At 56.5% G+C, this 24,752-nt stretch carries 22 protein-coding genes; 10 read left to right on the top strand and 12 right to left on the bottom strand.

Annotated elements, in window-relative coordinates; genetic code table 11:
* Positions 1-499: 499 nt before the first annotated feature.
* The 3 genes from BLU17_RS09975 (at position 500) to BLU17_RS33080 (ending at position 2,458) form a co-directional block, all read left to right on the top strand.
* Complete coding sequence (locus tag BLU17_RS09975) at positions 500-1,021, top strand: HAD domain-containing protein (protein WP_091996565.1); 522 nt, start codon at positions 500-502, stop codon at positions 1,019-1,021.
* A 24-nt stretch (positions 1,022-1,045) separates the two neighbouring features.
* Positions 1,046-1,558 (top strand): HAD domain-containing protein, encoded by a 513-nt coding sequence (locus BLU17_RS09980; protein WP_091996566.1) that lies wholly within the window; start codon positions 1,046-1,048, stop codon positions 1,556-1,558.
* A 282-nt stretch (positions 1,559-1,840) separates the two neighbouring features.
* Positions 1,841-2,458: a hypothetical protein gene (locus BLU17_RS33080; protein ID WP_176928998.1), complete on the top strand. Its 618-nt coding sequence runs from the start codon at positions 1,841-1,843 to the stop codon at positions 2,456-2,458.
* A 109-nt stretch (positions 2,459-2,567) separates the two neighbouring features.
* On the opposite strand, the gene BLU17_RS09990 is transcribed toward BLU17_RS33080, so the two are convergent.
* From BLU17_RS09990 to BLU17_RS10005, 4 genes are all read right to left on the bottom strand, one after another.
* Positions 2,568-3,119, bottom strand: coding sequence for a hypothetical protein (locus BLU17_RS09990; RefSeq protein WP_091996567.1), 552 nt, complete (start codon positions 3,117-3,119; stop codon positions 2,568-2,570).
* 154 nt (positions 3,120-3,273) lie between these two features.
* Entirely contained in the window at positions 3,274-3,900 is a 627-nt protein-coding gene (locus BLU17_RS09995) for a hypothetical protein (RefSeq protein WP_143189208.1), read from the bottom strand.
* A 507-nt stretch (positions 3,901-4,407) separates the two neighbouring features.
* Complete coding sequence (locus BLU17_RS10000) at positions 4,408-5,646, bottom strand: hypothetical protein (RefSeq protein WP_091996569.1); 1,239 nt, start codon at positions 5,644-5,646, stop codon at positions 4,408-4,410.
* A complete protein-coding gene (locus tag BLU17_RS10005) occupies positions 5,643-7,406 on the bottom strand; it encodes a trypsin-like serine protease (RefSeq protein WP_091996570.1) in 1,764 nt (587 codons plus the stop codon). The genes BLU17_RS10000 and BLU17_RS10005 overlap by 4 nt, the downstream gene beginning before the upstream one ends.
* A gap of 810 nt (positions 7,407-8,216) precedes the next feature.
* Here BLU17_RS10005 and BLU17_RS10015 point away from each other — a divergent pair.
* Complete coding sequence (locus BLU17_RS10015) at positions 8,217-11,015, top strand: UvrD-helicase domain-containing protein (protein ID WP_091996572.1); 2,799 nt, start codon at positions 8,217-8,219, stop codon at positions 11,013-11,015.
* 113 nt (positions 11,016-11,128) lie between these two features.
* Here BLU17_RS10015 and BLU17_RS32275 read toward each other — a convergent pair whose 3' ends face one another.
* Together BLU17_RS32275 and BLU17_RS10025 are read right to left on the bottom strand one after the other, a co-directional pair.
* Positions 11,129-12,067 (bottom strand): hypothetical protein, encoded by a 939-nt coding sequence (locus tag BLU17_RS32275; protein WP_143189209.1) that lies wholly within the window; start codon positions 12,065-12,067, stop codon positions 11,129-11,131.
* Entirely contained in the window at positions 12,064-14,583 is a 2,520-nt protein-coding gene (locus BLU17_RS10025; protein ID WP_091996574.1) for a hypothetical protein, read from the bottom strand. Before BLU17_RS10025 ends, BLU17_RS32275 begins: the two co-directional genes overlap by 4 nt.
* Before the next feature lie 793 nt (positions 14,584-15,376).
* Here BLU17_RS10025 and BLU17_RS10035 point away from each other — a divergent pair.
* Complete coding sequence (locus BLU17_RS10035) at positions 15,377-16,060, top strand: SOS response-associated peptidase (RefSeq protein WP_091996576.1); 684 nt, start codon at positions 15,377-15,379, stop codon at positions 16,058-16,060.
* 184 nt (positions 16,061-16,244) lie between these two features.
* Complete coding sequence (locus tag BLU17_RS33490) at positions 16,245-16,616, top strand: hypothetical protein (protein WP_218136998.1); 372 nt, start codon at positions 16,245-16,247, stop codon at positions 16,614-16,616.
* Here BLU17_RS33490 and BLU17_RS10040 read toward each other — a convergent pair.
* Complete coding sequence (locus tag BLU17_RS10040; protein WP_091996577.1) at positions 16,596-17,501, bottom strand: NAD(P)/FAD-dependent oxidoreductase; 906 nt, start codon at positions 17,499-17,501, stop codon at positions 16,596-16,598. The genes BLU17_RS33490 and BLU17_RS10040 overlap by 21 nt on opposite strands.
* Positions 17,502-17,647: 146 nt before the next feature.
* Here BLU17_RS10040 and BLU17_RS10045 point away from each other — a divergent pair, with 146 nt between their 5' ends.
* Entirely contained in the window at positions 17,648-18,094 is a 447-nt protein-coding gene (locus BLU17_RS10045; protein ID WP_091996725.1) for an Rrf2 family transcriptional regulator, read from the top strand.
* 298 nt (positions 18,095-18,392) lie between these two features.
* Here the strand turns inward: BLU17_RS10045 and BLU17_RS10050 are convergent, their stop codons facing one another.
* The 4 genes from BLU17_RS10050 to BLU17_RS10065 all read right to left on the bottom strand — a co-directional run bounded on the left by BLU17_RS10050 (position 18,393) and on the right by BLU17_RS10065 (position 20,794).
* A complete protein-coding gene (locus BLU17_RS10050) occupies positions 18,393-18,701 on the bottom strand; it encodes a hypothetical protein (protein ID WP_091996578.1) in 309 nt (102 codons plus the stop codon).
* A gap of 213 nt (positions 18,702-18,914) precedes the next feature.
* A complete protein-coding gene (locus BLU17_RS10055; RefSeq protein WP_143189210.1) occupies positions 18,915-19,142 on the bottom strand; it encodes a hypothetical protein in 228 nt (75 codons plus the stop codon).
* Between the two features lie 228 nt (positions 19,143-19,370).
* Positions 19,371-19,853, bottom strand: coding sequence for a hypothetical protein (locus BLU17_RS10060; RefSeq protein ID WP_143189211.1), 483 nt, complete (start codon positions 19,851-19,853; stop codon positions 19,371-19,373).
* Positions 19,854-20,089: 236 nt separating this feature from the next.
* Positions 20,090-20,794, bottom strand: a complete 705-nt coding sequence (locus tag BLU17_RS10065; RefSeq protein WP_091996581.1) for a GntR family transcriptional regulator — start codon at positions 20,792-20,794, stop codon at positions 20,090-20,092.
* 118 nt (positions 20,795-20,912) lie between these two features.
* Between BLU17_RS10065 and BLU17_RS10070 the strand changes: the two genes are divergently transcribed.
* The 3 genes from BLU17_RS10070 to BLU17_RS10080 are packed head-to-tail and all read left to right on the top strand — an operon-like array spanning position 20,913 to position 23,654.
* A complete protein-coding gene (locus BLU17_RS10070; protein WP_091996582.1) occupies positions 20,913-22,235 on the top strand; it encodes an NAD(P)/FAD-dependent oxidoreductase in 1,323 nt (440 codons plus the stop codon).
* A gap of 51 nt (positions 22,236-22,286) precedes the next feature.
* Positions 22,287-22,703 (top strand): VOC family protein, encoded by a 417-nt coding sequence (locus BLU17_RS10075; RefSeq protein WP_091996583.1) that lies wholly within the window; start codon positions 22,287-22,289, stop codon positions 22,701-22,703.
* A gap of 12 nt (positions 22,704-22,715) precedes the next feature.
* Complete coding sequence (locus tag BLU17_RS10080) at positions 22,716-23,654, top strand: 2-hydroxyacid dehydrogenase (RefSeq protein WP_091996584.1); 939 nt, start codon at positions 22,716-22,718, stop codon at positions 23,652-23,654.
* A 15-nt stretch (positions 23,655-23,669) separates the two neighbouring features.
* Here the strand turns inward: BLU17_RS10080 and BLU17_RS10085 are convergent, their stop codons facing one another.
* Positions 23,670-24,689: a LysR substrate-binding domain-containing protein gene (locus tag BLU17_RS10085; protein WP_176929001.1), complete on the bottom strand. Its 1,020-nt coding sequence runs from the start codon at positions 24,687-24,689 to the stop codon at positions 23,670-23,672.
* Positions 24,690-24,752 lie beyond the last annotated feature (63 nt).

Raw genomic sequence — 24,752 nt, forward strand, 5'->3', positions numbered from 1 at the left:
ATCGATGGAACAGACGGAACAAGGTGGCGTTACTGGGCAGCGCGCGACCATGACACAGCGAAGTCTGTTGCCCGTTAGAGTATCAGATGGCGCTTTTTTCCATGTGCGCTACGGCGGAAAAGCCGATGACGCCTCGGAGGACGCCTTTATTGCACACACTCTCGGTAGCGTTCGAAGCTTGCTGACGACAGCGAATTCCGCTACACCCGCCGTGTATCTTTGTTCAAAGACAGTTGGCGGGGACATGGCAGTCCGGCGCATAACTCTCGTTAGAAGAATCCCACACACCGACTTGTGCATCCTTGAATTCGAAGACGGGCGAGGCGTGCTTTGGGATGAGAGCAGGTATCTTGGGGCGGTGAGCTGTTACGTCGAAATAGACGCGCCGATGAGCGTGAGGCAATTGGCAACCATTGCCGTGCGTGTAGCTAGCACCAGCAACGCCGAATGCGAACCCAATGACGCGAGTCAAGACGGGGGCTGATATTCAGTTGCCGGTATGAATGGAGGAAGCGACAGCCTGGGGAAGGTGGAGTTGAGTCGACAGGTCCTATTTCTCGATTTTGACGGTGTCCTTCACAGGCTCGGCGCCGTTCGGACGCGGAAAGGCATTACCAGTACCTCTCCGTCCATTCGGCTATTCGAATTTGCCCCGATTCTTATGGACTGTCTTGCCCCCTACGACAGGGTAGAAATTATTCTTTCCACGTCGTGGGTGCATCATTTGGGCTACCAGCGAGCGAAGAACGCGTTGCCTGTGGCGCTCAGCGAGCGCGTAGTCGGCGCAACGTTTCACTCGAAGTATTTCGACGCTGGGACATGGGCGTCGAAGCCCCGTGGGGCTCAGGTTCTGCGCTATGTCCAGACGCATCGGCTCATGAGGTGGCTCGCAATCGACGACGAAATTCTTGGTTTTGGTGACCATGTCTCTCACGTCGTCAGGTGCGATGAAAAATTAGGTTTGGGCGACGCGAAGACTCAGATGGTACTCTGCACTCGACTCGCAGAGCAGTTCGGATGACAAAAGTTCAAGGCAGGAAGACAAATGCGACGTGTGCTCTTTCTTGATATCGATGGAGTGCTTCATCGGGGTATCGCTCGGCGCTCTGGAAATCGTGTAATGAGCAGTGCGCCTAACATTACGCTGTTTGAATATGCCGCTGTGCTTGATAACTTGCTAAGTCCATATCCTGACGTCGAAATTGTGCTCTCAAGTGACTGGTCGGTGGTCTTCGGGACGGAGTTGACGCGCAACGCAATTCCATCTCCAAGTCTGCGGGACCGCATCGTAGGCGCGACGTTCGATGGCTGCACAATCAATCCGCTTGTTTGGCCGGTGCTTACACGTGGTGCGCAGGTCCTCGACTACGTCGGAAGGAATAAACCGCTGAGATGGTTGGCTGTTGACGACCGTGCGGACGGGTTCGAAGCGCATCGGCAGAGGCTCGTGCAATGTCAAACCGACGTGGGCTTAGGAGACTCTGCGGTCGTCGAGCAATTCCGCGAGCGTCTACAGCAATGCTTCACGGATGCACCAAATTATGGTTCCGAGGACTGACACGCATACGAAAGCTAGGATGCGTCGCGAAAGCACTAGCTCCGAATCTAAGGCAAAACTGGGTCGACGGGTTGAGAAACAACTTTCCAAAGCAATCGACCATGGTCTTGCTCTTATCATAGGAGAGCTGACTCCGCGCCGCTACGTAGAGTGGATGACAACATCGAGCGCCGAGATTGGTCGAGCACTCAAGCAAGCCATTCTAGACGAACAGTTTGAGCAACGACGAAAGGCCAGGTCAAGGGTTGGTTCGTAGTTGGGAACAACGCTGAAGGAGAAAGAATGCCTATCTACTTGCGTCAAGGTGAGCAGGGCGCCGAAATCGTCTGGCTCGCGCATTGGTCGATACGCGAAACCTCTGAGGGTGCGAGGCATTTTGTTGGTTACAGTATGGAAACGTCTAGCGGACGCGTCAGCTCAAAAATCTTTCACCTCGATAGGGCGACACGTACCGCGCAGACATTAAGTGGGCGAATCTACCAACTCGTTGGTCCGAGCGGGCATAGCGTCGATGCCGAGTATGTGTTCAACACTGTCGCGAAGGATATCGGCAATGGCAAGCCTTGGAGGGATGTGACGGCAGAGCTGATTCCTGACTGTCAGGAGCGCAAAGCCGTGACGGCCGACTGTGAAGAGATGACGCTCGAAGCCGCTGCACGCCTGCTCACCCTTTCGCGCGCATATGTGAAGTCACTTATCAGTGACGACAAAATTCCAAGTCGAGTGGGCGATGGCGGTGTTCAATGGATTCCGATTGCCGCTCTGACGGAGTACCGTACCAAGATGCGTGCCGAACTGGAAACGGTACTCGAAGCCATAATGTGCGAATCTGAACGCCCGGGGCCCTATGGTGCGGGCTTTCCTTTGCACGGAAAGTCTGGTGGCGACGAGACCGAATAGGCCAATCGTTCTCGGCGCGATTGCTTACGCCGGGCGTTGCCTCGCTTCGGCGACGGAGCAGCGCTTCCGCGAATAACGGTGTGCGCGTAGATTGAATGCGACAGCGCGGCTAACCGAAGCCAAAATAAGCGGCGTCTCGTGCGGTGTATTTTGTCTCTCTTATGCTTCGTCCATCGTCGCCCCGCTTAGCGGGAGGAAGAAAATCCTTTACCGCGACAATTGCTTTCAACTGATTTTCCAGTTGTGCCGTAAAGTTTGTCCTGGTGAGAACGCATCCGTCTTCGCAATCGAAGACAATGAGCAGCGGCTCACCAACCTCAATATGTGCGTCGAGGATGGTTTCTGCATCTATTCCAATCAAGCCATCGTTCAGCATCAAGCATGGATGGTGCCCATACCACAGCGTGGCGACGCCCACACAAACGTCGTGCGAACCGTCCATCAAGTCACTCGTGCTCATATTGGGCAGGCTAACGACAATGCAATCCTGACCGTCACAATGTGGAATAGTTTTTAGAATGGTCCACGCAGATGTGACGAACATATCGACTTCCTCTTCCGTTGACTCCATATAGTCGTCTATTAAACCTAGTACGTTTAGAATGATTGCATGGTCTTTCAGCGGTGTCGCGTCATAAGTCAGAGTTGTTCGACTGCTCATATTTTGTAGACCTCGGATTGATTAAATTTCGGGGCGTGGGAGATAGCTTGCACGCGCGCGTAAGCTGACCGCAGCAAAGACTCGGTTCGGAGGAGCGATGCTTTACTGCGTTCGCGAATGGGTCGCCGTCAGGGGATTGGTCTGGTTGCAGTAATTAGAAGGGGACTAGTAGGCTTTTTCTCGCCAGGAATTGATTCGTCTTGGCGTCGTATTCGGCTTGATAGCCTTGACGAGTCAGAGTCAAATCGACACCCTCGGTATGAATCAAGCAAGTGCTCGACTTTGAGCCGGCGGAGAAATGAGCGGCGATAACCTCGTTAACCGCTCCCGAGCTAAAGGCCTCAATTGCTTGGCAAGTAAAAATATCCGACGATTGAACAGGTTTCACGGGGCGAAGTAGCGCGGCTCGGTCGATTTTTTGCGTCACGGGGATAACAAAAAGGTGCGTCTTTTCGCGGCTCAATGCTACTGAAACCGACTCGTTGGTGTTCCAGCTGTCAATGGCGTTCCGGACTGCAGAGTCCGCTGGGTCGGCCAGCCACGACAGAATTGCGTCACCAAGTTGAATTATGAATAGCAGCATTGGCGTACGAGGACCGTCAATAACCAACGTGGCAAACCTCGAACGGCGCGCGTTGGTGCAGCTCAGTGGGTCGAATTCGACGGGCTGTTCGAGAACAAACCCTCGAAATCGTGAGTTGGCGGAGCCATATTCAGCCGCAGGCAGAAGGAGCCCCAACGGGACGTGTGAGGACGGATTCAGTTGAATGATATTGGTCACTTTTAGGTAATCTCTATTGCGAGTTGAAAGGCGTGAGTTGAGATTATCTATGTGAGGCGTATAAATCAAGGTTTAAAATAGGAAATTGCCGATTTTATTATGTTGATTTAAATATTTGGGCAGTCTCGTATACATGAATAAATATTTGAATGAGATAATGATTGCTGAGGCTGCGTTGGATTTCTCATCGCATGCGTCCGCAACCTTTCGATGGCCCCGCTCGTAGTAGAAATTCAGGTCGGGGCTTTGCGGTCGACCGGCGGCTCAGAGCTGCCGTAGGTCGACGATGTCGAATTAGAACTGCTTGTATAAACATTCTTCTTTGGTCGTTCGAGTCCGAACGGTTGAGGCGCGGGCTGTGGCGCCGGGCCGTTGTGCCGGTGGCGGCAAAACGCGCACAGAGCGCGTTTCGGGGGCTCCGCCTGGTGTCCGATGTCTTCCGCCGCGAGTCACCGCAGTCGTTGAGAGAAAAGGGCAGCCGAGGCCGCCTTTTTCGCTCGTATCCCGTCAGGCTTTCGGCAAGTCCTTGGTCGGGTCCGGCGCTGGAGTGAATTGCGAACCTGCCGCTGCTGCCGCATCTCTCGCAGCGCCCGTGGCGTGCGCAAGCACCAGAGAGGCCACGCGCGCGTTGTTCAGCGCCAGCGCCTTCGCAGAATCGTCGTTGCCCTTCTGCGCATCATCGTACTTGGACATGGCGTCCTTCGCGGAAGTGTACGCCGTGTTATAGGCGTCATTGGCTGTTTTCAGGGTCGTTGTCGCCGCGACCGCAGCATCTGCGCGCGTCTGAGCGGACAGCGCGTAGCTGACCTTGTCGCCTACTGCGGTGGCAATGTCCGACTTCTTCGCGCCAAGGGCTTTCGCCATGGCATCAGCGAGCTCGTTCGGTTTACGGGTCTCTACCAGCTGTGCCCGGACATTCACCGGCGCGTAGCCACCGCTCTCGGCGGCGGTGGGTGGTTTGTCCGTTGGCACCTTCATCCACGCTAGATTCTTGCCTACGACTTGAGCGGGGAGTGTACCCTCCTGGAGGTCTGTTTTTGTGATGCTGAAAGTTGCGAACGGTTGATTGTCCTGGCCAGGATTAGAGTATTGAATCGTGAACGCAACATCGTGCGCTCGGGACTGAAACGCGTTGCTTTGAGCGATGAACGTCGGATAGTACATCTTCTTAGGAGCGAGTCGCCACGCCTCCGCCGTACTGGACATTGCAACCCTTGCCTCGAAATAGAAAACAACTGGCTCGCGAGCTCCTGTCATCGACAGGAACACTTTTCTATCGGTTACATCAAAAGGCACCAGCCGATGGAGGTCCTCGTCCGAGTACGTCAGCGCTTTTGAGCCCGAGGTTCTTCCTCCGAGCGGCTTAATCGTTGGAGGGACAAACGAAGCTGACGCGGCCACCCAGACACATTGAGCAGAGTCCGCAATAGTGATTTTGCCCTTGCCGTCGGTTTGCAGAAAGACGTCGGCAGGGTAGACGTCGTCGAGCGTCGTAGCAGGCTTCTTTTCGAGATAGGTGGTGATGTCGTCAATGAGCGAAGAGGTCAACTGCATGGCGGCGTTGCCAAGCAGCGCGACAGCGATGGCCGGGAGCGCTTCACTGGTCGCATTTGAACCGTCATAGTCGGAGGGGCATACTTTGGATAGCCCCACTCGAAGAACCGGGTCCTGCGCAAATGCGGGGTCACCTAGCAAGCTGGGGGCCACCGCAGCGCTCGCCAATAGGGTTGTTGTGAGCCGCTTCATTTATTTCCCTTTGTCGTGAATTTTGCGAGGAGACTCATGTTGGGCATGAGTCCGGCATTTACCCTCTTTGTGCCATTGCTTGTACATACGGGGTACACCGCGTCATCGGGTTTAGCGGCACCGAGATGCACGCCTAGTAGCTTCCACTTCCCGGACGGGTTTTTAGCGAAGACGGGGCCGCCACTCGTGCCTTCGTAGGTCATGCACATGTTTGTAAAGCACCGCTGTGACGCGTCATAGGCGATTACGAAACATGGAACTGTGCCAACGGCGAGGTCATTCGCGAACGCAGGATTGAGGGCTTGCGCGTTGTCAATCCAGGTGAAAACAACCGCAGAGGTTAGCGGTGTGTTGGGGGGAGGCGAACTCGACGTCGGAAATGGTTTGATTTCGTCCGCACCCATCACCTCAAGGGCGGTGACGTCCTCCGACACAGGAGCAATTCGCATGACGACCTGCTCTTCGCTCATGGATTGGAGGGACTGACTCGTTCCCTTCAGCTTTGTTTCTGCTGCACAGATTTGATGGCGCTTCGCGGTATTGCCAGACTGTTCGAAGTATGCGGTACCCTTTAGATACTCCGCGCGAGGCTTGTCGTCAGTTGTGCTGTACCAGCAATGCCTTGCGGTCAGAATATGGTCGCTAGAGAGGAGGAGGGCTTCGCAAACGCGGCGGTCATCGAGAACGATAAATCCCAGCCTCTTGGGTATTTCCAGTTGTTCATATGCAGGCGATGAGCTAGCCGGCTTGTAACACTTGGTCAACAGGCTTTTTGTTGCCGTTGTAGCCTTGTCAAAAAGAGCAGCCTTCTTTGAGTCACCGTAGGCTCGCGGGTTGGCAAGATATTTTCTCCACTCGGTGTTCTGCTCGACGACGTTCTGGTTCTCTCCGCCGTAGGCTTGCCCAAGCTCACCCAGTGCGTCATTCGTGTCGAAAAAGACGTCTTGCGTACAGTCCTGCGCGTCCGGGGCTGCCGCCAACACGCCCTGAAGATAGGCCTTCTGACCCGGCGCCAGGCTAGGAACCCCGATGTTCGAGGCAACAACGCCACCCTGGTCAGCCGGAGCGGTTGTCACCGAGTTTGGCCCGCCAGTAGGGCGACCGGGAAAACCACCCCCGTGACCGCCGCCTTCACCAGCGAAGACTCCAACGCCAGCCCCGGAATTGACCCCTCCGCCATGGCGAATCGGCGCATCGCTTGGGCCGAATTGGCCGCCACCTTCCTCGAAGCGGGAATACGCGCTGACACTAGCGCCCCCGACGAGGCTCTGTTCGTAGGCCTGCTTTTGAACTGCGGCGTAGACATGCCTTAAGTCGAATGTGCCATTCGCTATCTGCCGGCTGACGTCGTTTATCTGGTTTGTCGCGAGTTGCGTCGAGGGGTCCTCGAACGTCTGGAGGCCTTCGATAAACGAGCTCTTCGGCTTGAACCACTTCACGCCGGGCTTGCTGTCTGCCGCTGGGCTGGGTGTGTCGGGGCGGGCGACCGGTGTGCCGGCGCGGTATGTCGTCGTGAAAGCATCTGCGGCAGCGCTTGCCACGGCAGCGGCGTGAAAGCCTGCGTGTTTGCCTTTGGCCGCGAGGGCAACGCCCGCCTCATAGGCTCCTGGCTCCGTAGCGGCAAGCTTCGCATTGGCATCGGGAACGAAGACGGTTTCCTCAGCAGTGCCAAGGCTAGGGCCGCACGGAATGTCTTCGGCCCTCGCCTGGGTGGCTCCGAATAACAGCGCAACACTGACGACCAGCAGGACGTTGTTCATGGAGCCTCCGTTTTCACTTCGTGTTTCTTACGCGGGCATTGCGAATATATCCGGCAAGAAAGTCTTCAGCAATCGCGAAGACGCTGGGATGGTGCTGATTTTTTTCCGTTGTTGTACGAGATGGACTACGAAATTCATAAGTCTGTTCGGAAGCACACGTTACCAATAACAATTGTATTGATGTGCTTTCAATGTTGAGCGCGTGAGGCAGGGATAGGAGAGCAGAATTTTTGTCTGCAGTTCGCAATACGATGGGACGTACCGACTAAGCCTTGCCATACATCTACAGATGGGAATGCAGAATTGTATTTTTACGATTAAGAAGTCCGCATACTTAGAATGAAGTATTCCATCTATAGGTAAAGGCGGATACATGTAAAGAAACCGTATCACGTTCAGCGAGTGCCAAATGGCGGATTAGTGATACGAGATGAGCCGCCGGCAATCTGCGGGGACCGCAAAGTCGGTGCGGGGAGCGAGTCCGGTTCGACGCGGCGCGTTTGGTGTCATGCGGAGCCCCGTGCTCAAGCAGGAGTGCAGCAGCTCCGTAGAGCAGTTGGACGCTTACTCGTTCGATTCGCGACGGACGGCGATAGACTGCAGCATCTGCACCGGTTCTGGAGCTACGCGTGGCCGCGCGAACTTGCGAGCACATTGACCTCAGCTATGAGCGGCGCGATACAGCTATTGTGGTGGTCCGTGAGCGCCGAACCTTCGCCATGACTGCACCCCGGCGGCGCCCAGCCGAACCGGTTCGGGGCGACGGACTGCTGGAGCAGGCAGTGGGCGAAGAGATGCGTGTAAAAATCCATGACGCATATTTTTAGACCGACACCGCTGGGCTTGTACTTTACGAAGTCGCGTAGTTGGAACCTTGTTCTCGACCTCGACCAGCAGGAACTACTGCTCAGCCTAGACGGGAAGCCGTACAGGCAGGCTATTGCCGACGGTGCGGAGCCAGTCCTCGTGCGTCCAGGCATCTTGTGGGCAGCGTTGACGCTCCATATGGATGGTTTGTCGCCAATCAAGGTAGATGGCTTGCCGAGAAGCCGGGCGCGAGCGTTGCAAGCAGCTATTGCCGATGCCAAAGCGGCCGCGGAAGTGGCCAGACGGCGCGCAGCCCTACAGAAGGAATTCAATGCAGCGTATGCCGCGATTAGCGCGTGGGTGAAAGACGTCATTGATAGAGGCGACGTCATTCGCAAGAAGACGGGGTGGGTCGCACACGAAGACCAGATAGAATTGTTCGCGACGCGACCGAAGCTTGTTCTGAGCGACGAGGCGCTACTAAGCTACGTGCGTGACCCTGCCAATCTGGCGACGCTTCCCGATGCGCGGAAGAGGGTCGAGACGTTCGTCAGTTTTCGTCGTGACGAGTGGCTTTCGTTCTGCCGTGTCGGCAACGTGGGTTACATCGAAAACGAGAAGAACTGGCCGATGGAATTGTTTGAGCGCGTTGAGAGCAAGCCGCTCACCCCGGACCAGATTCGCGCAGTGATGTGCTTCGACAATCGAATGCTTGTCGTGGCATCTGCTGGGTCTGGCAAGACATCAACAATGGTGGCGAAGGCTGTGTATGCGGTCCACCGTCATATTGTGCGACCGGAGCAGATTGTGCTTCTTGCCTTCAACAAGAAGGCCGCAGAAGAGCTCGATGCTCGCGCAAAAGCCGCCTTCGAGCAAGTTGGTCTCCAAGGGAAGAAAGTCGAAGCGCGGACCTTTCACGCCCTCGGCCTGAGCATTATCGGGGCGGCCACTGGACGAAAGCCGAACGTTCCCGAATGGACGGTAGACGTGGCCGCCGGTATGCGGAAGCTAGCGGAAATCGTGGACATCCTGAAGGACAGTTCGAGCGAGTTCCGAACGAAGTGGGACCTCTTTCGCGTTGTATTTGCACGTGACCTGCCAGAGTTTGGAAGCACGTCATCATCGGCGGATGTCTGGGACAGGGACGGGGTCGGCTACATCCAGACTGTTCGTGGTGAGCGTGTGCGGAGCCATGAAGAGCGTTTGATTTGCGACTGGCTGTTTTACAACGGCGTTAATTACGAGTACGAGCGCAAGTACGAGTTCGACACGACGACTGCCGACCATCGTCAATACACCCCGGACTTCTACTACCCCGATGCCCAGCTATACCATGAGCACTTCGCTCTCAACGCCAAGGGTGAGCCGCCCGCGGAATTTGCAGGGTATCTGCAGGGTGTCGAATGGAAGCGTGCTGAGCATGCGCGGCGCGGAACGAAACTGATAGAGACGACCTCATACCAGCTGCGGACGCGCTCGCTGGATGATGTCCTCGGTAAGGAGCTAACCGCGCGCGGAATCGTATTGGACCCGAATCCGGACCGGTCGTCGCCGGGGCTTGGGTACCCGCCGATGGACAACGAGAGGCTCATTGCCCTTGTTCGTATCTTCATTACGCACATGAAGAGCAATTGCCTGAGCGTCGACTCGTTGGCGGACCGACTCGACGCTGACGGGAGCGACGCATTCATCCAGCGCCATCGTATGTTCCTTGAAATCGTGGGTCCAGTGCTGCGGGCGTGGGACGTCGCTCTAGCTGCAGAAGAGGGCATCGACTTTGAGGATATGCTCAATCAGGCGGCGGCTTACCTTGAGAGCGGGCATTACGAGTCTCCCTATCAGCTGGTTCTGGCCGATGAGTTCCAGGACGCCTCGCGTGCGCGAGCGCGTCTTTGTCGCGCTCTGGTCAATCGACGAGGGCGCTTCTTCTTCGCGGTCGGAGACGACTGGCAGTCAATCAACCGCTTCGCTGGCGCGGACGTGTCAGTCATGACTCGTTTCGATGAATGGTTTGGGCAGTACGAGCTGATGAAGCTGGAAGAGACTTTCCGTTGCCCGCAAGCACTCTGCGACATCTCGAGCCGGTTCATAAGCAAGAATCCGAATCAGCTCGCCAAGCAGGTCCACTCGAAGACTGCACCGATAGGTCCTGTTATCAGAGCGTTCCAGGTGGAGCAGCGCGGAGGGTTGCAGGCGGCCGTCGATTCGGTTCTTGCGGAGTTGCATCGAGGCCTTGAAGAGGGAGCGATACCTGCCGGTAAAGATGGCATCGTGACAGTCTTCGTTCTAGGACGATATAACAAGGAAGCGTCGTATGTGCCTGCGAACTGGAACGAGCGCTATGGTCGGCGTATCGCGCTTACGTTCATGAGCATTCACCGCTCGAAAGGAGCGCAGGCGGATTATGTCATTCTGCCGGGCATGCTTAGCCGTTCGTTCCCGAGCACTCGGGTGGATGACTCGGTTTTGGCGATGGCTATGCCGAGCGGCGATGCTTATCCGCTTAGCGAAGAGCGCCGACTTTTCTATGTCGCCCTGACCCGAGCACGGCGCTCGGTCGTCCTTTTGACCGTTAAGGGAGAGGCTTCTTCCTTTTTGGACGAGTTGGTCAAAGATGGGGCCGTCACAGTTAAATCGACTACTGGTGAGGTGATTGAGGAGGAGCGGTGTCCAGCGTGCAATATTGGTGTCATCGTATCGCGTACCGGTCCGTATGGCGCGTTTGAAGCATGTTCGGCGTATCCGCGCTGTGAGTACAAACCTCGGCGCCAGGTGGCCACCCAGAGAAGACTTCGTAGGTAGATGGCGCGTATCGACGCTCGCGTCGAATCGAAATTTGAAACCGCGGGAGCGTGCGGTTCGCCCTTAGACTGTCCGAAAACTGCACGTACATTCTAGCCTACGCACGTTCACGTTCACGTTCGCGTACCGTATTTGATGTCGAGAAATTCTTTGAAACTCAATTGACCGCTAACCAGTTCGTGCATCATCCGCTCTGCAGCTTCGGTGGTTAGTAACCCCTCGGCGGAGATTGTGCAATCAATCTTCAATCGTTTAAGCAACGAATTTATCTGCGCGATGATGTGACTTCTAAGAATGGATTGAGATTTTTCAGCAGCGGCGCTCCGATACATGTTGTAGAACTCCGTTGTGCGGTCGGTCGATAAATCACGGCAGTTCCATCCCCAAGCGTGAGCAAGCTTGAAGCGGAAAATGTTGTTTGAACGTACATATGCGGAGATGTCGAAGTTGCTAGGATTGCCCCCGCTCTGCATGTCCGTCGACAAGAAGCGCGGGCCAAGGTTGTTGAATTTCCTTAGGCCTAACAGCAGACATTTATGGCCGCGTCGTCCGCCTAGCTCTTTCGGGACATCGATGTGCCACATCGTTGAAACCGGTGCCCATCGTAGCGCAGGGCTTTGCCAAAATTGTCTGTCGTCTAGGCTTAGATATTGAACTACGACGCCAAAAATCCGGAGTGACCGCTTTGTTGTGAATTGATGAAAGAACGTGGTTCCATCGTCCCTTGGAATGAGTTCGAACTGTACCCGACCTTCCCATGCGATTCCTTTTGCGAGGCTGTCGACGGCATTGGCGAGTTTATCTTCGGCCGAGTGACCTGAGCGCTCGGATAGGTCGTCCAGGACTTGAAGCGCTCTTCTCTGCGCATCTTCGGTACCGGACAATTGGACTGAAAGTCCCATTTTCTTGGTACGGTGAAGCGGCATAGGGTTGGATATGTCCTCAACGAACATAAAGATGTTCTGATTGATGTCTTCTTCTGTTCGCCGCAGGCTAGGCAAGAATTTCGCAAGACGGGGCGTCCATTTGGGCCTCGGCTTTTCACGTGTCATTTTGTATTGTCCTCGTCGCGCGGTGCGTCTACGTCGTACCGTTCTTCCGCAAGCTTTTCCGCGAGGGCGCTTCGCTTCCAGTATTCTTTAAGCTTCACGGTGCCAGGCTTGCGCGCCAAATAAAGTCCGATGAAGATGTCAATGCCTTCGTAGTCCAGCGCGTCAGTCCGTGAAGCCATTGCGCGCACCAAGGCGCTAGGATGCACTGCCTCCGTCGCATTCGCCATGTACCAAGACCTATCTTCGACAGGCCTACGGGGGAGTTGGTTGAGCTTGTCCTCAACCCGTCGTTGCCACTGAATTCGGAGGATGTCGCGCGGCTTGGCGCCTAGTCCAGATTCAACGAAGTTGACCAAGGCAACGATTGCGTTGGGTTTTGTGCCGTCTGCGAAGTAACTGTCCCAGGTTGCGCGGACGAAGCTCCAAAGAGCGCTATTTCCGTGGAGTTCCGAAAGCAGTAGCGCATAGCCGCTAACCTCCATCAGGTCCAGTACGGGTGCAGCCGCGATTCTTAGATTCTGCGTCACAAGCCAGTCTGGACCATCATTTGACTGCAGTTTTCCAAACTCGGCGAGACATCCAACAAAATATCGGTCAAAGACTTCACTCAGAAGGCCTGTGTCTTCATCGAGCAATGCCTGTAGCACAGCCTCACCGGAGAAATGCAAGAACTGTCCGGCGTAGTCTGGATATGTTGGCGGTCGGTCCAGTGCACTAAGCTGCATTTGGAGACCCGCCATCGTCTTGAGAATCGATGATTTCAACGGGCCTAGTTTCGCTCGAGTCGAGTCGAAGTCAAAACTGGCCCAAGGAAGCTCAGTCAATTTTCGGTCGTCGCTCATCTCGGACCATGCGTGTTGCCAGACAGCAGCCTGCTCGTTGAGCTTGTGCCAGTATTCCCATTGGCGGCTGAGCGTCGCCGCCGTCATCCAGTGGAGGCCAGCCGCAGAGAACGTCTCCCTTATGGTCGTATATGCGTCAGGAAGTTTGTTCGTCAATACGGAAATATTTTGAACAAATTGCTTAGCTTCAGGCTGCAATGCCAGTTCGCTCAAGTACCATGAGGGAGAAATTTTCTTGCCTTCGACTGCGCACTCGAATGCCAACCGTGGTGCCAAATACTCGATTTGGCTCAGCACGTAGTCTTCAAACCCGCTCCGGTAGTAGCTGCTCGGATTTGACCAGTCGATGTTTTCGATGCGAGCAACGACGTCTGCACGGCGGAATTGAGCGTACCTTTTGCGCAAGGCAAGGCTTATACCAATAGGAAGCGTGGCGAGGCTCTCGGCAACGGCGATTCTTTGTACGGTCTCAACTTGAGGCGCCCCAGATGATTGCTTGATTGCGTCGGTCGTTCGATGGCAGGTCTGTTGGAAGACTGCGAAGGCGGAGTCGGCCCATCCGAGCGCGGCTAGCCGAGTGGCGTAACTCTCGATATGCTGAAGAGCAGTAAGTGCATTTTCCCACTGGGCGTTGCGAACATTGACAGCAAGACAGTCCAGTAGCACCGTTATCAGGCGTTCTTCAAGCCATTCACGATTGACCTCGGTTTTCGGGGAAACGCTTGTGCCTGTCTCGGTGGCAATAGATAGGCTCATATCATCTGTTCGATACCACTCTTTGTGGCGATAGATTTGCTGATACCACAGGCTGTCCGTCGAAATTCTGGCCTTCTGTGTCCTGTAATGACTGAGAAACTGTGTCGTGCGCAGCGACACTTCGAGCAACGGTGTCCCGTTGAGGTGGGGTTCTTGAAGCAACAGGTCTCGGAGGGTTTCCAGAACGGTGACGGATTTCTCAGCCTGTTTGTACGCATGACGCTGGAACGACTTGTCTTGCCATTTGAGTTTCCCCACTGTCACCGCACTCATCCAACGATGCAGTTGCTCGAAGATGTGTGACGAGAGCTCCGCCGGGTCGAAGAGATGAAAGACCCGTTGGCCAAGCTTCACGAACGCGAAAACGCCAACTCCTGCCGCCAGGGTAATCAGCGGAGGGGCAATGTAAATGCGGTCAAGACTCGACAACCGCAAACAGATGAGAACGAGACACAGATAGGTCAAGAACGACAGAAACTGCATGTACACGTTGCCGAATCTGTCCTGTGCAAGCAAATCGCGTAGGTTGCTCGGAACCTTCGCATACATCGCGCTTCCCACTGTCGCAATCGCAGCGTAATACAAGCCGATGAATACACCTCCGATACTGCTGATTGCAGCGAGGAAGGTGACATAGTCCGAGTCATTGGGAACCGAGTAGCCGCGTTGCGCAAAGAGGTGGCAGAACCACGGATTGCTGAGTTGGAAGATAGCCGCAACAACGATAGCTCGAAACCATGGTGCGGCCGTCACTCGACCGATGCCGACAAGCGAGAGGCTGTTCGTCCTGATGTTTTTGAGAGATTGGTTCGCCTTGTAGAGACGAGACGTGCACAGGAAGGCGACCCTGCCGATAGCCTGGCGGGCGTTCCAGAATGCTCGATATTGCGCGAATCGAAGGAACAGATATGTCTTCATTGCCCCGGGTTTACGGAGTCGAGTGTACGCAGACTCCGGTCGCTTTTGTTCGTAAAGCATCAATTGTGCTGCTGGGGGCGGACGTGTCAAGCGCAACCATATTTTCTGGTGCGGCCGCTCGGAAGTAAGGAGAGTAGACACGGGCCCTTGTGCTTAGCGTCGTGTCCTATCTACTGCTGCTTCGGCGTCACCGTCACCGTCGTTCCCACTTGATTGGCCCGATTCTCTGTAGCTCTTGCATGAGCCTCCGCCGAATGCGGCCAAGAAATTTCAGTGCGTCCTCGACGCTCGCGTATTCCTTTTGCATATGCCAATAGCTCTCGCCGGCAATTGCCTCCAGCTCCGAGATGGCGTAACGCCCGCACTGGACCTCCAGAGCGAGCCTACCCAGCTCTTCCCGCGGATGCCGGTTCCAGATGCGCCGCAGTTCGTCGTCAAGCGGTGTGACGAACGGTGGTAGCCCGTACCTGCATCGTTCAGCGCGCATCCGGCGCTCACGATGCCACGGCAAGTCGGCAGCCGGTGGGTCCACAGCCGGGCCAGCCGTGTGCATCCGGTCTCGCTTCGTGTGCTCAAGGCGGTAGACGCACATGTCGTACGCATACCAGTCCCCACGCGCCTCTTCGTCCGTTAGCCATATTGGCGTGGGCACGAACCGTAGTTTGGACTCGTCCCAGACCGCCCACTTGTACTCCCAACACGGCTCCATTTTCTGTCAGAATCACTGTATGGATATACAGTATCCTGGAATTGCCGGCAGGAGGCAAGATGACGGTTGCCCAGTGGAGGTCCCATGTGCACAAACTATGCATCAGCTAGGCGCGATAGATTGTTTAAGCATTTTGGGGTCGAGCCGCCCGACAGCCCATGGCGCGACGATGTGTACAAGGACTATCCTGCCCCGATTATCCGGAGCGTAGAAGGCATAGAGCGCGCGGACGTTGCCACGTTTGGGATGGTCCCCCGCAAGCACATCCCGCCGGGTGTTCGCGTCTTCGACACGATGAATGCACGCACGGAGACCGTTGGAGAGAAGCGCAGCTTTAGCGGCGCCTGGAAGCGGCAGCAACTCTGTCTCGTTCCATGCGAAGCCTTCTACGAGCCGAATTACGAGTCAGGTAAGGCTGTGCGTTGGCGCATCGGCATGGAGTCAGGCGAGCCCTTCGGCATCGCGGGTCTTTGGCGGGAGTGGGATGAAGGCGAGGAGGGCAAGTCATTATCGTTCACCATGCTCACCGTGAATTCAACTGAGCATCCGCTCATGAATCGGTTTCACAAGCCAGGCGATGAAAAGCGGTCCGTGGTTATAGTGCGGCCGACGGACTACGAGGGCTGGCTCGCCAGTCGTTCAATGGACGAGGCGCGGTCATTTCTGAACTTGTTCCCTGCAGAATTGATGCACGCAGAGGCTTGTCCTGCTCCGCCGAGAACGGACAAGGCTCGAGCGACTGCTTCAGAGGACGAGGGTGTCAAATGAACAGGCGGCGAGAAAGAGGGACGCGCGTGGGTTAGATGGCAGTACAAGCGCGAAGGTCGGCACGCGAGCCAGCAAGCTTGCTACTATGGAAGTCAAGTTCGCGTTCTGCATGATGCGCTCAAGGCCGGGAAGAGTCCGGCCCCGGCTTTGCATTCAACGGTGAGCACCTCGGGGGAAACTGATGATGTCAACAGCTAACGCGGCAGGAGGCGGAGACTTACAGTTTACGCCAGCGGTTTTTTCACCCGATGAGGGTGTTCTCTTCTCTGTATATGGACTGAACCTCGGGTACCACGCGTTCACTCTTTCGTACGAAGCGGCGTGTGAGCAACTGGGCGCGCGACATCAGACCCAGCAGGAAATGCTGCTCGTATTCCAGCTTAACCACCCGCGAATCGCTCGAGCCATCAAGCAGAAGACGTTGCCGCAAAACGGCTGCCGGGTCGTCCTTGAAACTGCTGATTTTGTTGCACAGCCGAAGCCTCCGAGAGCCGCCGAGGCGACTTCTCCTTCCAATGACTCGGGACCGTCGGGTCTAGATGCCGAAAATGAGTGAGCGGTGAGTAGCGACGCCGGCGGCAACTCCAGCTGCAGCGGCGAATGAAGCATTTGCCCAGGCGGTGGCGGCATCGCCTGCGGCAAAGACTCCGGGAACGCTCGTCTGCTTCAAGTCATTGACGTGAATTACTGGACCCATCGGCCCCTCATCAAAGTCGCACCCGAGTTGCTCGGCGAGGCTGCTGGCCATGTGAGTGCGCGGGCCGACGAACAGCGCGTCGATGGCAACAACTCGACCATCGGCAAGACGCAATCCCGTCAGGTCCGGTGCATCGCCCAAGACCTCGACCACGGGGCTACGCTCAATGAGCACGTTTCGACCTTTGAGCAGGGCCGCGTCGTCAGCGCTCTCTTCGATGATTCCCTGTGTGAAGAACGTCGTTGGCCCCCAATCTGGAATCAGCAACGCCTGATGGACTGACAACGCGTTCGTCGCCAGGACGCCGAGCTTCTTGTCGGCAACTTCATAGCCGTGACAATACGGGCAGTGGAGCACACTTACACCCCAACGCTCTTGGAGACCAGGCAACGCAGGTAGTTCATCCCGAACGCCCGTTGCGAGCAGTATCCTGCTCCCCTTGAAGGAGCGCGCGTCGTTCAATGTCACGACAAACTGTTCGTCGGCGCGCCGGGCCTCCTTGGCTTCAGCCGTCACGATTTCGACGGTCGGATATTTGGCCAACTGGGCCGTGGCTTCGCTAACGATATCCGCCGGGCTTTTGCCGTCCTGGCCGAAGAAACCATGCGAGTGGGCGGCAAACCGGTTGCGAGGGCTTTTCCCGTCAACCACGAGCACGCGGCGCCTCGCCCGTGCCAGTTGCATGGCTGCAGACAACCCGGCGAAACTGCCACCAACCACGATGACGTCAAATTGCGACTGCATGAGGTTCTCCCATTCTGAGGTGAAACAAGGAGCGCCGACAGGGCCGGAGCCATCGGCAAGTCAAATATGTAACATGTGAAGTTACATGATAGCTCTATGGTATCCTCTTTCGCAACTTATCGAGTTTCATGAAATGGTCGACCGGGATGAGAGTTGATAGTCGGATGTCGCGTACGTTGCACGCGTTGATTCACATGGAGCGCGCGGACGGCCCCCTGACGTCAGATGCACTGGCGGAAATGCTCGGGACGAACCCGGTCGTCGTGCGGCGCATGTTCGGGGGTTTGCGGGACAACGGATACGTGCAGTCGGAAAAGGGGCACGGCGGCGGCTGGGTCTTGGCCAAGCCGCTCGAAGAAATTACGCTCCTGGACATCTATCGCGCGGTGGGCGAGCCGCCATTGTTCTCGGACCTTGTGTCGGATGACCACCCCGAATGTCTGGTTGAGCAGGCCGTGAACGCGCACTTATCGGAAACGCTCCGTGAAGCGGAGAGCGCACTGCTGGCTAAGTTTGAGAGCGTCACTATTGCAATGCTTCTCTCTGACTTCAACGCCACATTGACGGGCAGGCGAAGAGGCCGGCAGCGTTGATGCGAAAGGAATACGGACCGCTTCCCAGGCACTCCGAAAGGATTGTTTGGTGAAGCTTGAGTGCGCGTCGCGCAAATATCTGTGTGTCCTCGTCGCTCGCGGCTACTGAACGTCTAGGCCAGTTTCAGTGCGAGCAAGTCGATGAATTGACGGACCCTTGCCGGCAAGTGACGGCCTAGACGGCGGTAAAAAGGTTTCCTTCCGTGGATGGCTTGGATGTCGAAATCCGCTTCCTGATGAAGGAAGTCAAAAGACACCTTTAGGTACCGGACTTATATCTCCGAGTAGCGGAGAAATGCTACTTGCGGCCCTTTAGTGTGAACGGCTCCAAGAGCGATTGAACGTCCACTTGTTGGCCCTGAAGTACAAGTAGGCGAGCGTGAAGCACGGTATTTTCAAGAACGAGCTTTGCGGTGCTGAGCAGGTACATCGCATGCATGTCCGACTCCGCCATCGCGGATTCCACCGCGTGGTGTCGCTCGACAAGAGAGCTCATGACGAGCCGTCGTAGCTCCTGTTCACCAAACGGCAGGTCGGCGTAGTCAATGGGGTCCTCTGCTTCGACTTCGCGCAGCAGGTCGACAAGCGCATCGATGCTCACTTCCATGTGCCAGCTCCTTGACGTGGGTCAGACTGTTCACGAAGTGCTTCCAGCCTAACGATTTCCGCGTCGAACGTCTAGCGTCCGCATGTGAAACGTGAGCAACATTTATACGTACGCCGCGCCGCCTAGGGGCCGGCGTCAACGCCCGCTTCAGCCACCCGAATCTTTGTCTTCAGAAGTTGGAGTCCGCAGCACACACGAAGCAGCAGGGGAACTTCAGGAGGCCGAAATAGAAGGTTTTCTGCGACGCTTGCCCGGACGTATCGCGAGGTCCTTTTCTACTTTCACATGTTCGCAGAAATCTTTGACAAGCGTCGGTACCAGGCGGCCGGACATCGTTTGAATCTGGAACTCATGACGGCTCAGGACATCGTCCTTTAGTGGTATAGCGACGAAGCCGTCTTCCTCATAGCGACCTGTGACTGAGAGCATCGCCGTGAACATGAGCGCTCCCGTCTGTCTGGCGAACGCGTACATCGAGTATCTGTTGTTGCTCTCGAGTATCCAGCCTCGTCTTGACAGTAGATGAGGTCAACTGTGACTCGGGATGCCGGCGTATGGGAAGCGCCAGTGCGAAACGCTTGAAGAGCTTCTGCGCCGGCCGCCTCGAGTCGGAACAGAGCCTGCGGCCGAAAATCGCGCATGCGAACCTACCCCATGCCCTGAGACGCCTCAGCAATTTAAATCACGTCGCGTCATCGAGCCCACTTTGGCTCGAGCTATCAATGCTCCTATCGTGAGCTGCTCTTGGGGTGCCGCACGTAGGTTCATCTGGGCCCTGCGATGCGCATCGACTAGCGAGGCCACGGGAGCAGTTTCCAGTTGCCTGTCGTAGAGCTCGAGTAACCGCGCCGTGGGCGATTCCGCATCGGCTCGCAAACTGAATGGTCCATCCAGTTTCGACTCCAGCGAAATTGAAACAAACTTCTCATCTGCTTCGGAGAAGATGCTCGCATCGCCTGAACCATAGCCTGCTTCGTAGAGATAGAAGGACGCAAACATCGTCCGCACAATAGTCCCCAGATGAAAAGCTCTTCCATGTGCCGTGCGCAAAGCGAAAAAGCAAAGATGAAGACGGAGAGATTCGTCGACGCGAGCACTCGGCGGCAGATGGAATGGCCGTCCCTGGCGAGTCTTTACTCGACGCTTATCCATATGGAATCCTATATAATTGAAATTGCCGAGATGAGAATCGGGTTATTGACACCGCGGCGAGTGGGATAATGTTGATTGCGGCCCTCGTATCGAGCGTCGTCGAGTGCGATAGCTCCCGCGGCTCTGTCCTGCGACGAGGATTGCGCCTATAGCGCTACCGAAAGAAGATTAACGGAGGCAAATTGTGTGATTTCTGACCCGGTTGGGAATGTGGGGCGCGTCGCCACCGGCGCGACTCACTCCGAGTCAGCTTCGCGCTTCGCCACCCATGGCTCAAGCGTGTTCGCAGGTCGAGTGCCGCCAAATCGGTCGATTATTTCGACCATATACTCACGCGCGGCTTCGGCGGCCTTGCGAGAGTCTGCGGCTTGAATCGCATCCACAAGCTTCCCGTCGTATTCAAGCGCTAAGGCGCGATTGTCCGCTTCCCGGTACTGCTTGTTTCTCATTATCAGGAACTGGTCTTCGAGCACCCGGCAGACACGGCTCAATGCCTCATTGTGTCCGGCTTCAATAAGACACAGCCGTAGAAGATGCGCGCTGTTCGAAAACCCTTTCGCGTCGCCCTCAGCGTGCGCCGCCTGCATGCCTTCAAAGTGTTCAGCAAGCTCTGTCTTCTGTCCATCTGTTGCACGTTTTGCCGCGTGTGCAGCCAACGTAGCGTCGAGTGTCAGCCTGACCGCGATACGGTCAAGGAAGTCATCGTGCGAATCCGCAGGGAGGCTATAGCCGCGGTCCGAATCCGTGATGAGACCTTCTCGGGCAAGCTGAAAGAGGGCTTCGCGAATCGGCGTTCGGGAGACGCCGTAGTGCGCAGCCAGTTCAAGCTCGACCAACCTCTGACCAGGGTAAAACAAGCCATTGCGCAGGTCTTCGCGCAACATTCGATAGACTTGGTCGCGGAGGCGGTCGCTCTGTACGACGCGTCGAGGGCTGTTCATGTGAGTGCTATGCGTTAATTGAGGCGCTGGAGAATACGCCAGTCTACGGACGAAGTATATCCAGTGAATTCACCGCTTGGGTACCTTGGATGAGGTGGTAAACGCATGATTTATCCTCATGGGTACGGGTCTGAAAAATGATTTGCGGCTCCCGCTTCCCGCGCCGTACTCTGCACCGTACTGGTTTGTGCGGAAGAGAGAAATGGGAACGCTTAACACGGAAGCACCGTACGTCATCGTTGGCGGTGGAATTGCAGGGGTATCGGCGGCCGAGGCGCTGCGCGATTGCGGATTCGACGGACGTATCGTCCTGATTAACGAGGAGTCGACGGCTCCATACGACCGTCCGCCGCTGTCGAAGGACGTGCTGCGCTCGAGTGACCTTCCCCAAAATATATGGTTGCGCAATGACGCGTTTTACGCGTCGCGCGGCATCGAGGTGCGCACCGGAGTTGGCGCTGTAGCAATAGACGCCGTTGGGAAGACGGTGAAGCTCTCGGATGGCGACGTAGTCAGCTATGCGAAGCTGTTGCTCGCGACAGGGTCGCGGGCTCGGGAGCTGGCGATGTTTCCCATCGGGAACCCGCTCGTGCACTACCTGCGTACTTTGGACGACGCGCAAGGGTTGCGTTGCGACCTCGACAAGCTCGGCGATGATGGGCATCTGCTCGTTGTCGGTGCCGGGGTCATTGGCCTCGAAGTGGCGGCGATTGCGCGCGAACTCGGTTTGCGCGTGACGGTTGTTGAAGCAGGTGCACGCCCGCTCGCGCGTTCGGCCAGCCCTTTGCTCGCGGCCTTTCTCGCCCGCGCTCATGCGGACCGTGGCGTTGATATCCGCTGTGGCGTAACACTTCAGTCGGCGGACTTTCTGGGCGATGGCTATGACGTTGCGCTTTCGGACGGTACGGAAGTCCATGCCGACGTAGTGCTTGTCGCAATCGGAATTTTGCCCAATGCTGGCCTCGCCCGCTCCGCCGGCGTCGAGGTCGTCCCTGAAGGGATTCGCACGGACGGGTTGGGGCGCACCAGTGTGCAGGACATCTACGCGGCAGGCGAGGTGGCCTATCACTACAACCAGCGACATCAGGCTTTCCGGCGCGAGGAGACCTGGCAGCACGCCGCAGACCATGGCGCCCACGTTGCTCGGTGTATGGCTGGTCAAGATGAGCAATATGCGTCGACGATGGCGTACTGGACTGACCAGTATCAGTTCAGCATCCAGGTCTTCGGCAACCCGCACGGCACAAGTGAAGTGATTCGGGGCGACAGCGGAAGCGACGCATTCTCGATTTTCCATCTCGACCACTCGGCAATCTGCGGCGTCACTGCAGTGAATGCGGCGCGTGAACTGCGCAAGAGCAAGCCGCTTGTTCTGAAGGGAGCGGTCGTCCCCGACCATGTGATTAGCGACCCCAATGCCGACCCGTATAGCTGCGCGTAACGAAGGTCGCGTCGCGTCCACCTGATATTTTGTTGAAGAGGAGTATTCATTGTGCGTTCGGCACCTTTCCATCTTGCGTTTCCGGTTACCGACCTGGATGCAGCGAGACACTTTTACGGTTCCATCCTGGGTTGCGAAGAGGGGCGCAGTAGCGACCACTGGATTGACTTCTCGCTCTTCGGCAACCAAATCGTGACGCACCTGTGCACGTCGCCGAATTCTGCCAACAAAAGCGACGTCGATGGGCATGGTGTCCCGGTGCCTCACTTCGGCGTTGTTCTGTCGATGGGAGAATTCGACGAGCTTGCTTCGCGTGTTCGCAATGCTGGCATCAAGTTCGAACTGGAACCCCAAATCCGTTTCAAGGGCCTTGTCGGCGAACAGGCGACGATGTTCTTCAAGGACCCGTCTGGCAATGCACTTGAGTTCAAGGCGTTCGCCGATATGGGCCAGTTGTTTGCGAAGTGAGCCAGAAAGACGATGGATATTCTCTTCGCAATGAACGGGGCGAACACCCGTGACTGGCTTGACGGGCTGCATTCGGCACTTCCTGAGGCCCGTATCCGTACGTGGGAACGTGGCGACAATGCGGCGGCGGACTACGTGTTGTACTGGAAGGCCGACGCCGCTGCATTGTCTCGGCGCGATGGGCTCAAGGCGATATTCAACATGGGCGCCGGGGTCGACGCACTCTTGCGCATCGTCCACGAGAACCCGGACGCGGTTGCGACCGATATCCCCATCGTTCGACTGGAAGACGCAGGCATGGCGCAGCAGATGGTTGAGTACGCTGTCTACTGCGCACTGCGGTTCGCTCGTCGCTTTGATGAATACGAGTCGCTTTCGCGTCAGCGTATCTGGAAGCCACTCGACGCCTACAGTATTGACGACTTTCCCATTGGCGTTCTCGGTGCAGGAAAGCTGGGTTTGCCGGTCGCGCAGGCGCTCGCGAATCTCGGATTTCCCGTGCGTGTCTACAGTCGCTCTGCGAAAGCAGTGGAGGGCATGATTGCGTACGCCGGTCAAGAGCGCTTGGAAGCCTTCGCGAGCGGAGCCCGGATGCTTGTCAACTTGCTTCCGAATACTCCCGAGACCGAAGGCATTCTGAATCGCCGGCTCTTCGACGCCATGGCGGATGACGGGTACGTCGTTAACCTCGCACGAGGAAGTCACATCGACGACGCAGACCTCATCGCCGCTCTTGATAGTGGGAAGCTCGCTCGGGCGGTACTCGATGTATTCCGTAACGAGCCGCTCGCAGAAGCGCATCCGTTCTGGCTGCATGACCGTATCGACGTTACGCCGCATATCTCCGCGCGAACGCTGATTCCCGAAAGTGTTGCGCAGGTTGCTGACAAGATTCGGCGCAGCGAGCAGGGCGAAAAGCTATTTGGCCTTGACCTCCAACGAGGCTACTGAGCGAGCCTCGAGGCCTCACACGTATTGTTCGAGCGTGGAGGTCACGCTCAAGCGAGGCTGAATATGTGCTTCGACGGGCGGCGGGGCGACGCTGGAGCTCTTCTCCGCCTCCTCAATAAGCCATTCCTTCATCGCCACCACGGCAGGGTCGGGTTGCGTTGTCTCACGCATCAGCATGTAGTACTCGCCTGCGCTGGGGACCCGAGACATCAGAGGGCATAGCAGACCCTCCTTATTTTCCAGACTATCAAAGATGACGCTTGGAATCAGCGCGATTCCTTTGCCCTCCCGAGCTGCCTGGAGAGTCATGAAGAAGTGGCCGTAGTCGATGGAGCCGGCGCGTGGAGCGGCCGTGACACCGTGATACTGCAGCCAGTCATGCCACGCGTTCTTGCGGGTTATGTTGTTGATGAGCTTAAAGTTCAACAGGTCTTGCGGCTCGTTAATTGGCTCCATGCGCGCCGCGAGCTCCTCTGACATCACAGGGACGAGCGCATCCTCCAGAAGCGGATACGCCTCGAGACCTCTCCAATGGTCGGTCATGACTAGGTCAATCCGCGGGCTCGCCGGGCTGTAGCGCTTACCGGGCAGCCGACCGACTCGAATCGCGATATCGATTTCCCTATTCTGTAGGTTTGCGGGTTCAATCGAAGATACCAGACGCACTTCAATGTCCGGATGCGCCTCGGTAAACCTCGCCAAACGGGGCATCAGCCAGTAGGAGGCCAGCGAAGGCAGCACGTCCAACGTGAGGACTCTATGTGTGTCCCTTAGGCACCGCCGCGTCGCGTCCTCCACGACACCGAGTGCGAGCTGGATGGACTCAAGATAGTCTTTGCCCGCCTCGGTTAGCTCGATTCGGCGGGTCAAACGAACAAACAACTTCTGTCGCAGAAAGTCTTCGAGTTGCCGTACCTGGCGCGAAATCGCGCCTTGGGTCAGGTGAAGTTCGTCGGCGGCCAACGTGAATGACAGCAGCCGTCCGGCGGCCTCGAACGCTCGCAGGGCGAGCAACGGGGGAAGACGTTGGGGCATGGTTCGGTCTCTTCTGTGCGGACAAATGTAGCAAAACTGTCGACGCACTGTGTCTACGCTTGG

The organism is Paraburkholderia lycopersici, assembly GCF_900096975.1.
Classification (GTDB): Bacteria; Pseudomonadota; Gammaproteobacteria; order Burkholderiales; family Burkholderiaceae; genus Paraburkholderia; species Paraburkholderia lycopersici.

Coding starts and splice junctions, on each gene's coding strand:
- BLU17_RS09975 (WP_091996565.1), top strand. CDS start 500: ATGAATGGAGGAAGCGACAGCCTGGGGAAGGTGGAGTTGAGTCGACAG.
- BLU17_RS09980 (WP_091996566.1), top strand. CDS start 1,046: ATGCGACGTGTGCTCTTTCTTGATATCGATGGAGTGCTTCATCGGGGT.
- BLU17_RS33080 (WP_176928998.1), top strand. CDS start 1,841: ATGCCTATCTACTTGCGTCAAGGTGAGCAGGGCGCCGAAATCGTCTGG.
- BLU17_RS09990 (WP_091996567.1), bottom strand. CDS start 3,119: ATGAGCAGTCGAACAACTCTGACTTATGACGCGACACCGCTGAAAGAC.
- BLU17_RS10000 (WP_091996569.1), bottom strand. CDS start 5,646: ATGAAGCGGCTCACAACAACCCTATTGGCGAGCGCTGCGGTGGCCCCC.
- BLU17_RS10005 (WP_091996570.1), bottom strand. CDS start 7,406: ATGAACAACGTCCTGCTGGTCGTCAGTGTTGCGCTGTTATTCGGAGCC.
- BLU17_RS10015 (WP_091996572.1), top strand. CDS start 8,217: ATGACGCATATTTTTAGACCGACACCGCTGGGCTTGTACTTTACGAAG.
- BLU17_RS32275 (WP_143189209.1), bottom strand. CDS start 12,067: ATGACACGTGAAAAGCCGAGGCCCAAATGGACGCCCCGTCTTGCGAAA.
- BLU17_RS10025 (WP_091996574.1), bottom strand. CDS start 14,583: ATGAAGACATATCTGTTCCTTCGATTCGCGCAATATCGAGCATTCTGG.
- BLU17_RS10035 (WP_091996576.1), top strand. CDS start 15,377: ATGTGCACAAACTATGCATCAGCTAGGCGCGATAGATTGTTTAAGCAT.
- BLU17_RS33490 (WP_218136998.1), top strand. CDS start 16,245: ATGTCAACAGCTAACGCGGCAGGAGGCGGAGACTTACAGTTTACGCCA.
- BLU17_RS10040 (WP_091996577.1), bottom strand. CDS start 17,501: ATGCAGTCGCAATTTGACGTCATCGTGGTTGGTGGCAGTTTCGCCGGG.
- BLU17_RS10045 (WP_091996725.1), top strand. CDS start 17,648: ATGAGAGTTGATAGTCGGATGTCGCGTACGTTGCACGCGTTGATTCAC.
- BLU17_RS10050 (WP_091996578.1), bottom strand. CDS start 18,701: ATGGAAGTGAGCATCGATGCGCTTGTCGACCTGCTGCGCGAAGTCGAA.
- BLU17_RS10055 (WP_143189210.1), bottom strand. CDS start 19,142: ATGTTCACGGCGATGCTCTCAGTCACAGGTCGCTATGAGGAAGACGGC.
- BLU17_RS10060 (WP_143189211.1), bottom strand. CDS start 19,853: ATGGATAAGCGTCGAGTAAAGACTCGCCAGGGACGGCCATTCCATCTG.
- BLU17_RS10065 (WP_091996581.1), bottom strand. CDS start 20,794: ATGAACAGCCCTCGACGCGTCGTACAGAGCGACCGCCTCCGCGACCAA.
- BLU17_RS10070 (WP_091996582.1), top strand. CDS start 20,913: ATGGGTACGGGTCTGAAAAATGATTTGCGGCTCCCGCTTCCCGCGCCG.
- BLU17_RS10080 (WP_091996584.1), top strand. CDS start 22,716: ATGGATATTCTCTTCGCAATGAACGGGGCGAACACCCGTGACTGGCTT.
- BLU17_RS10085 (WP_176929001.1), bottom strand. CDS start 24,689: ATGCCCCAACGTCTTCCCCCGTTGCTCGCCCTGCGAGCGTTCGAGGCC.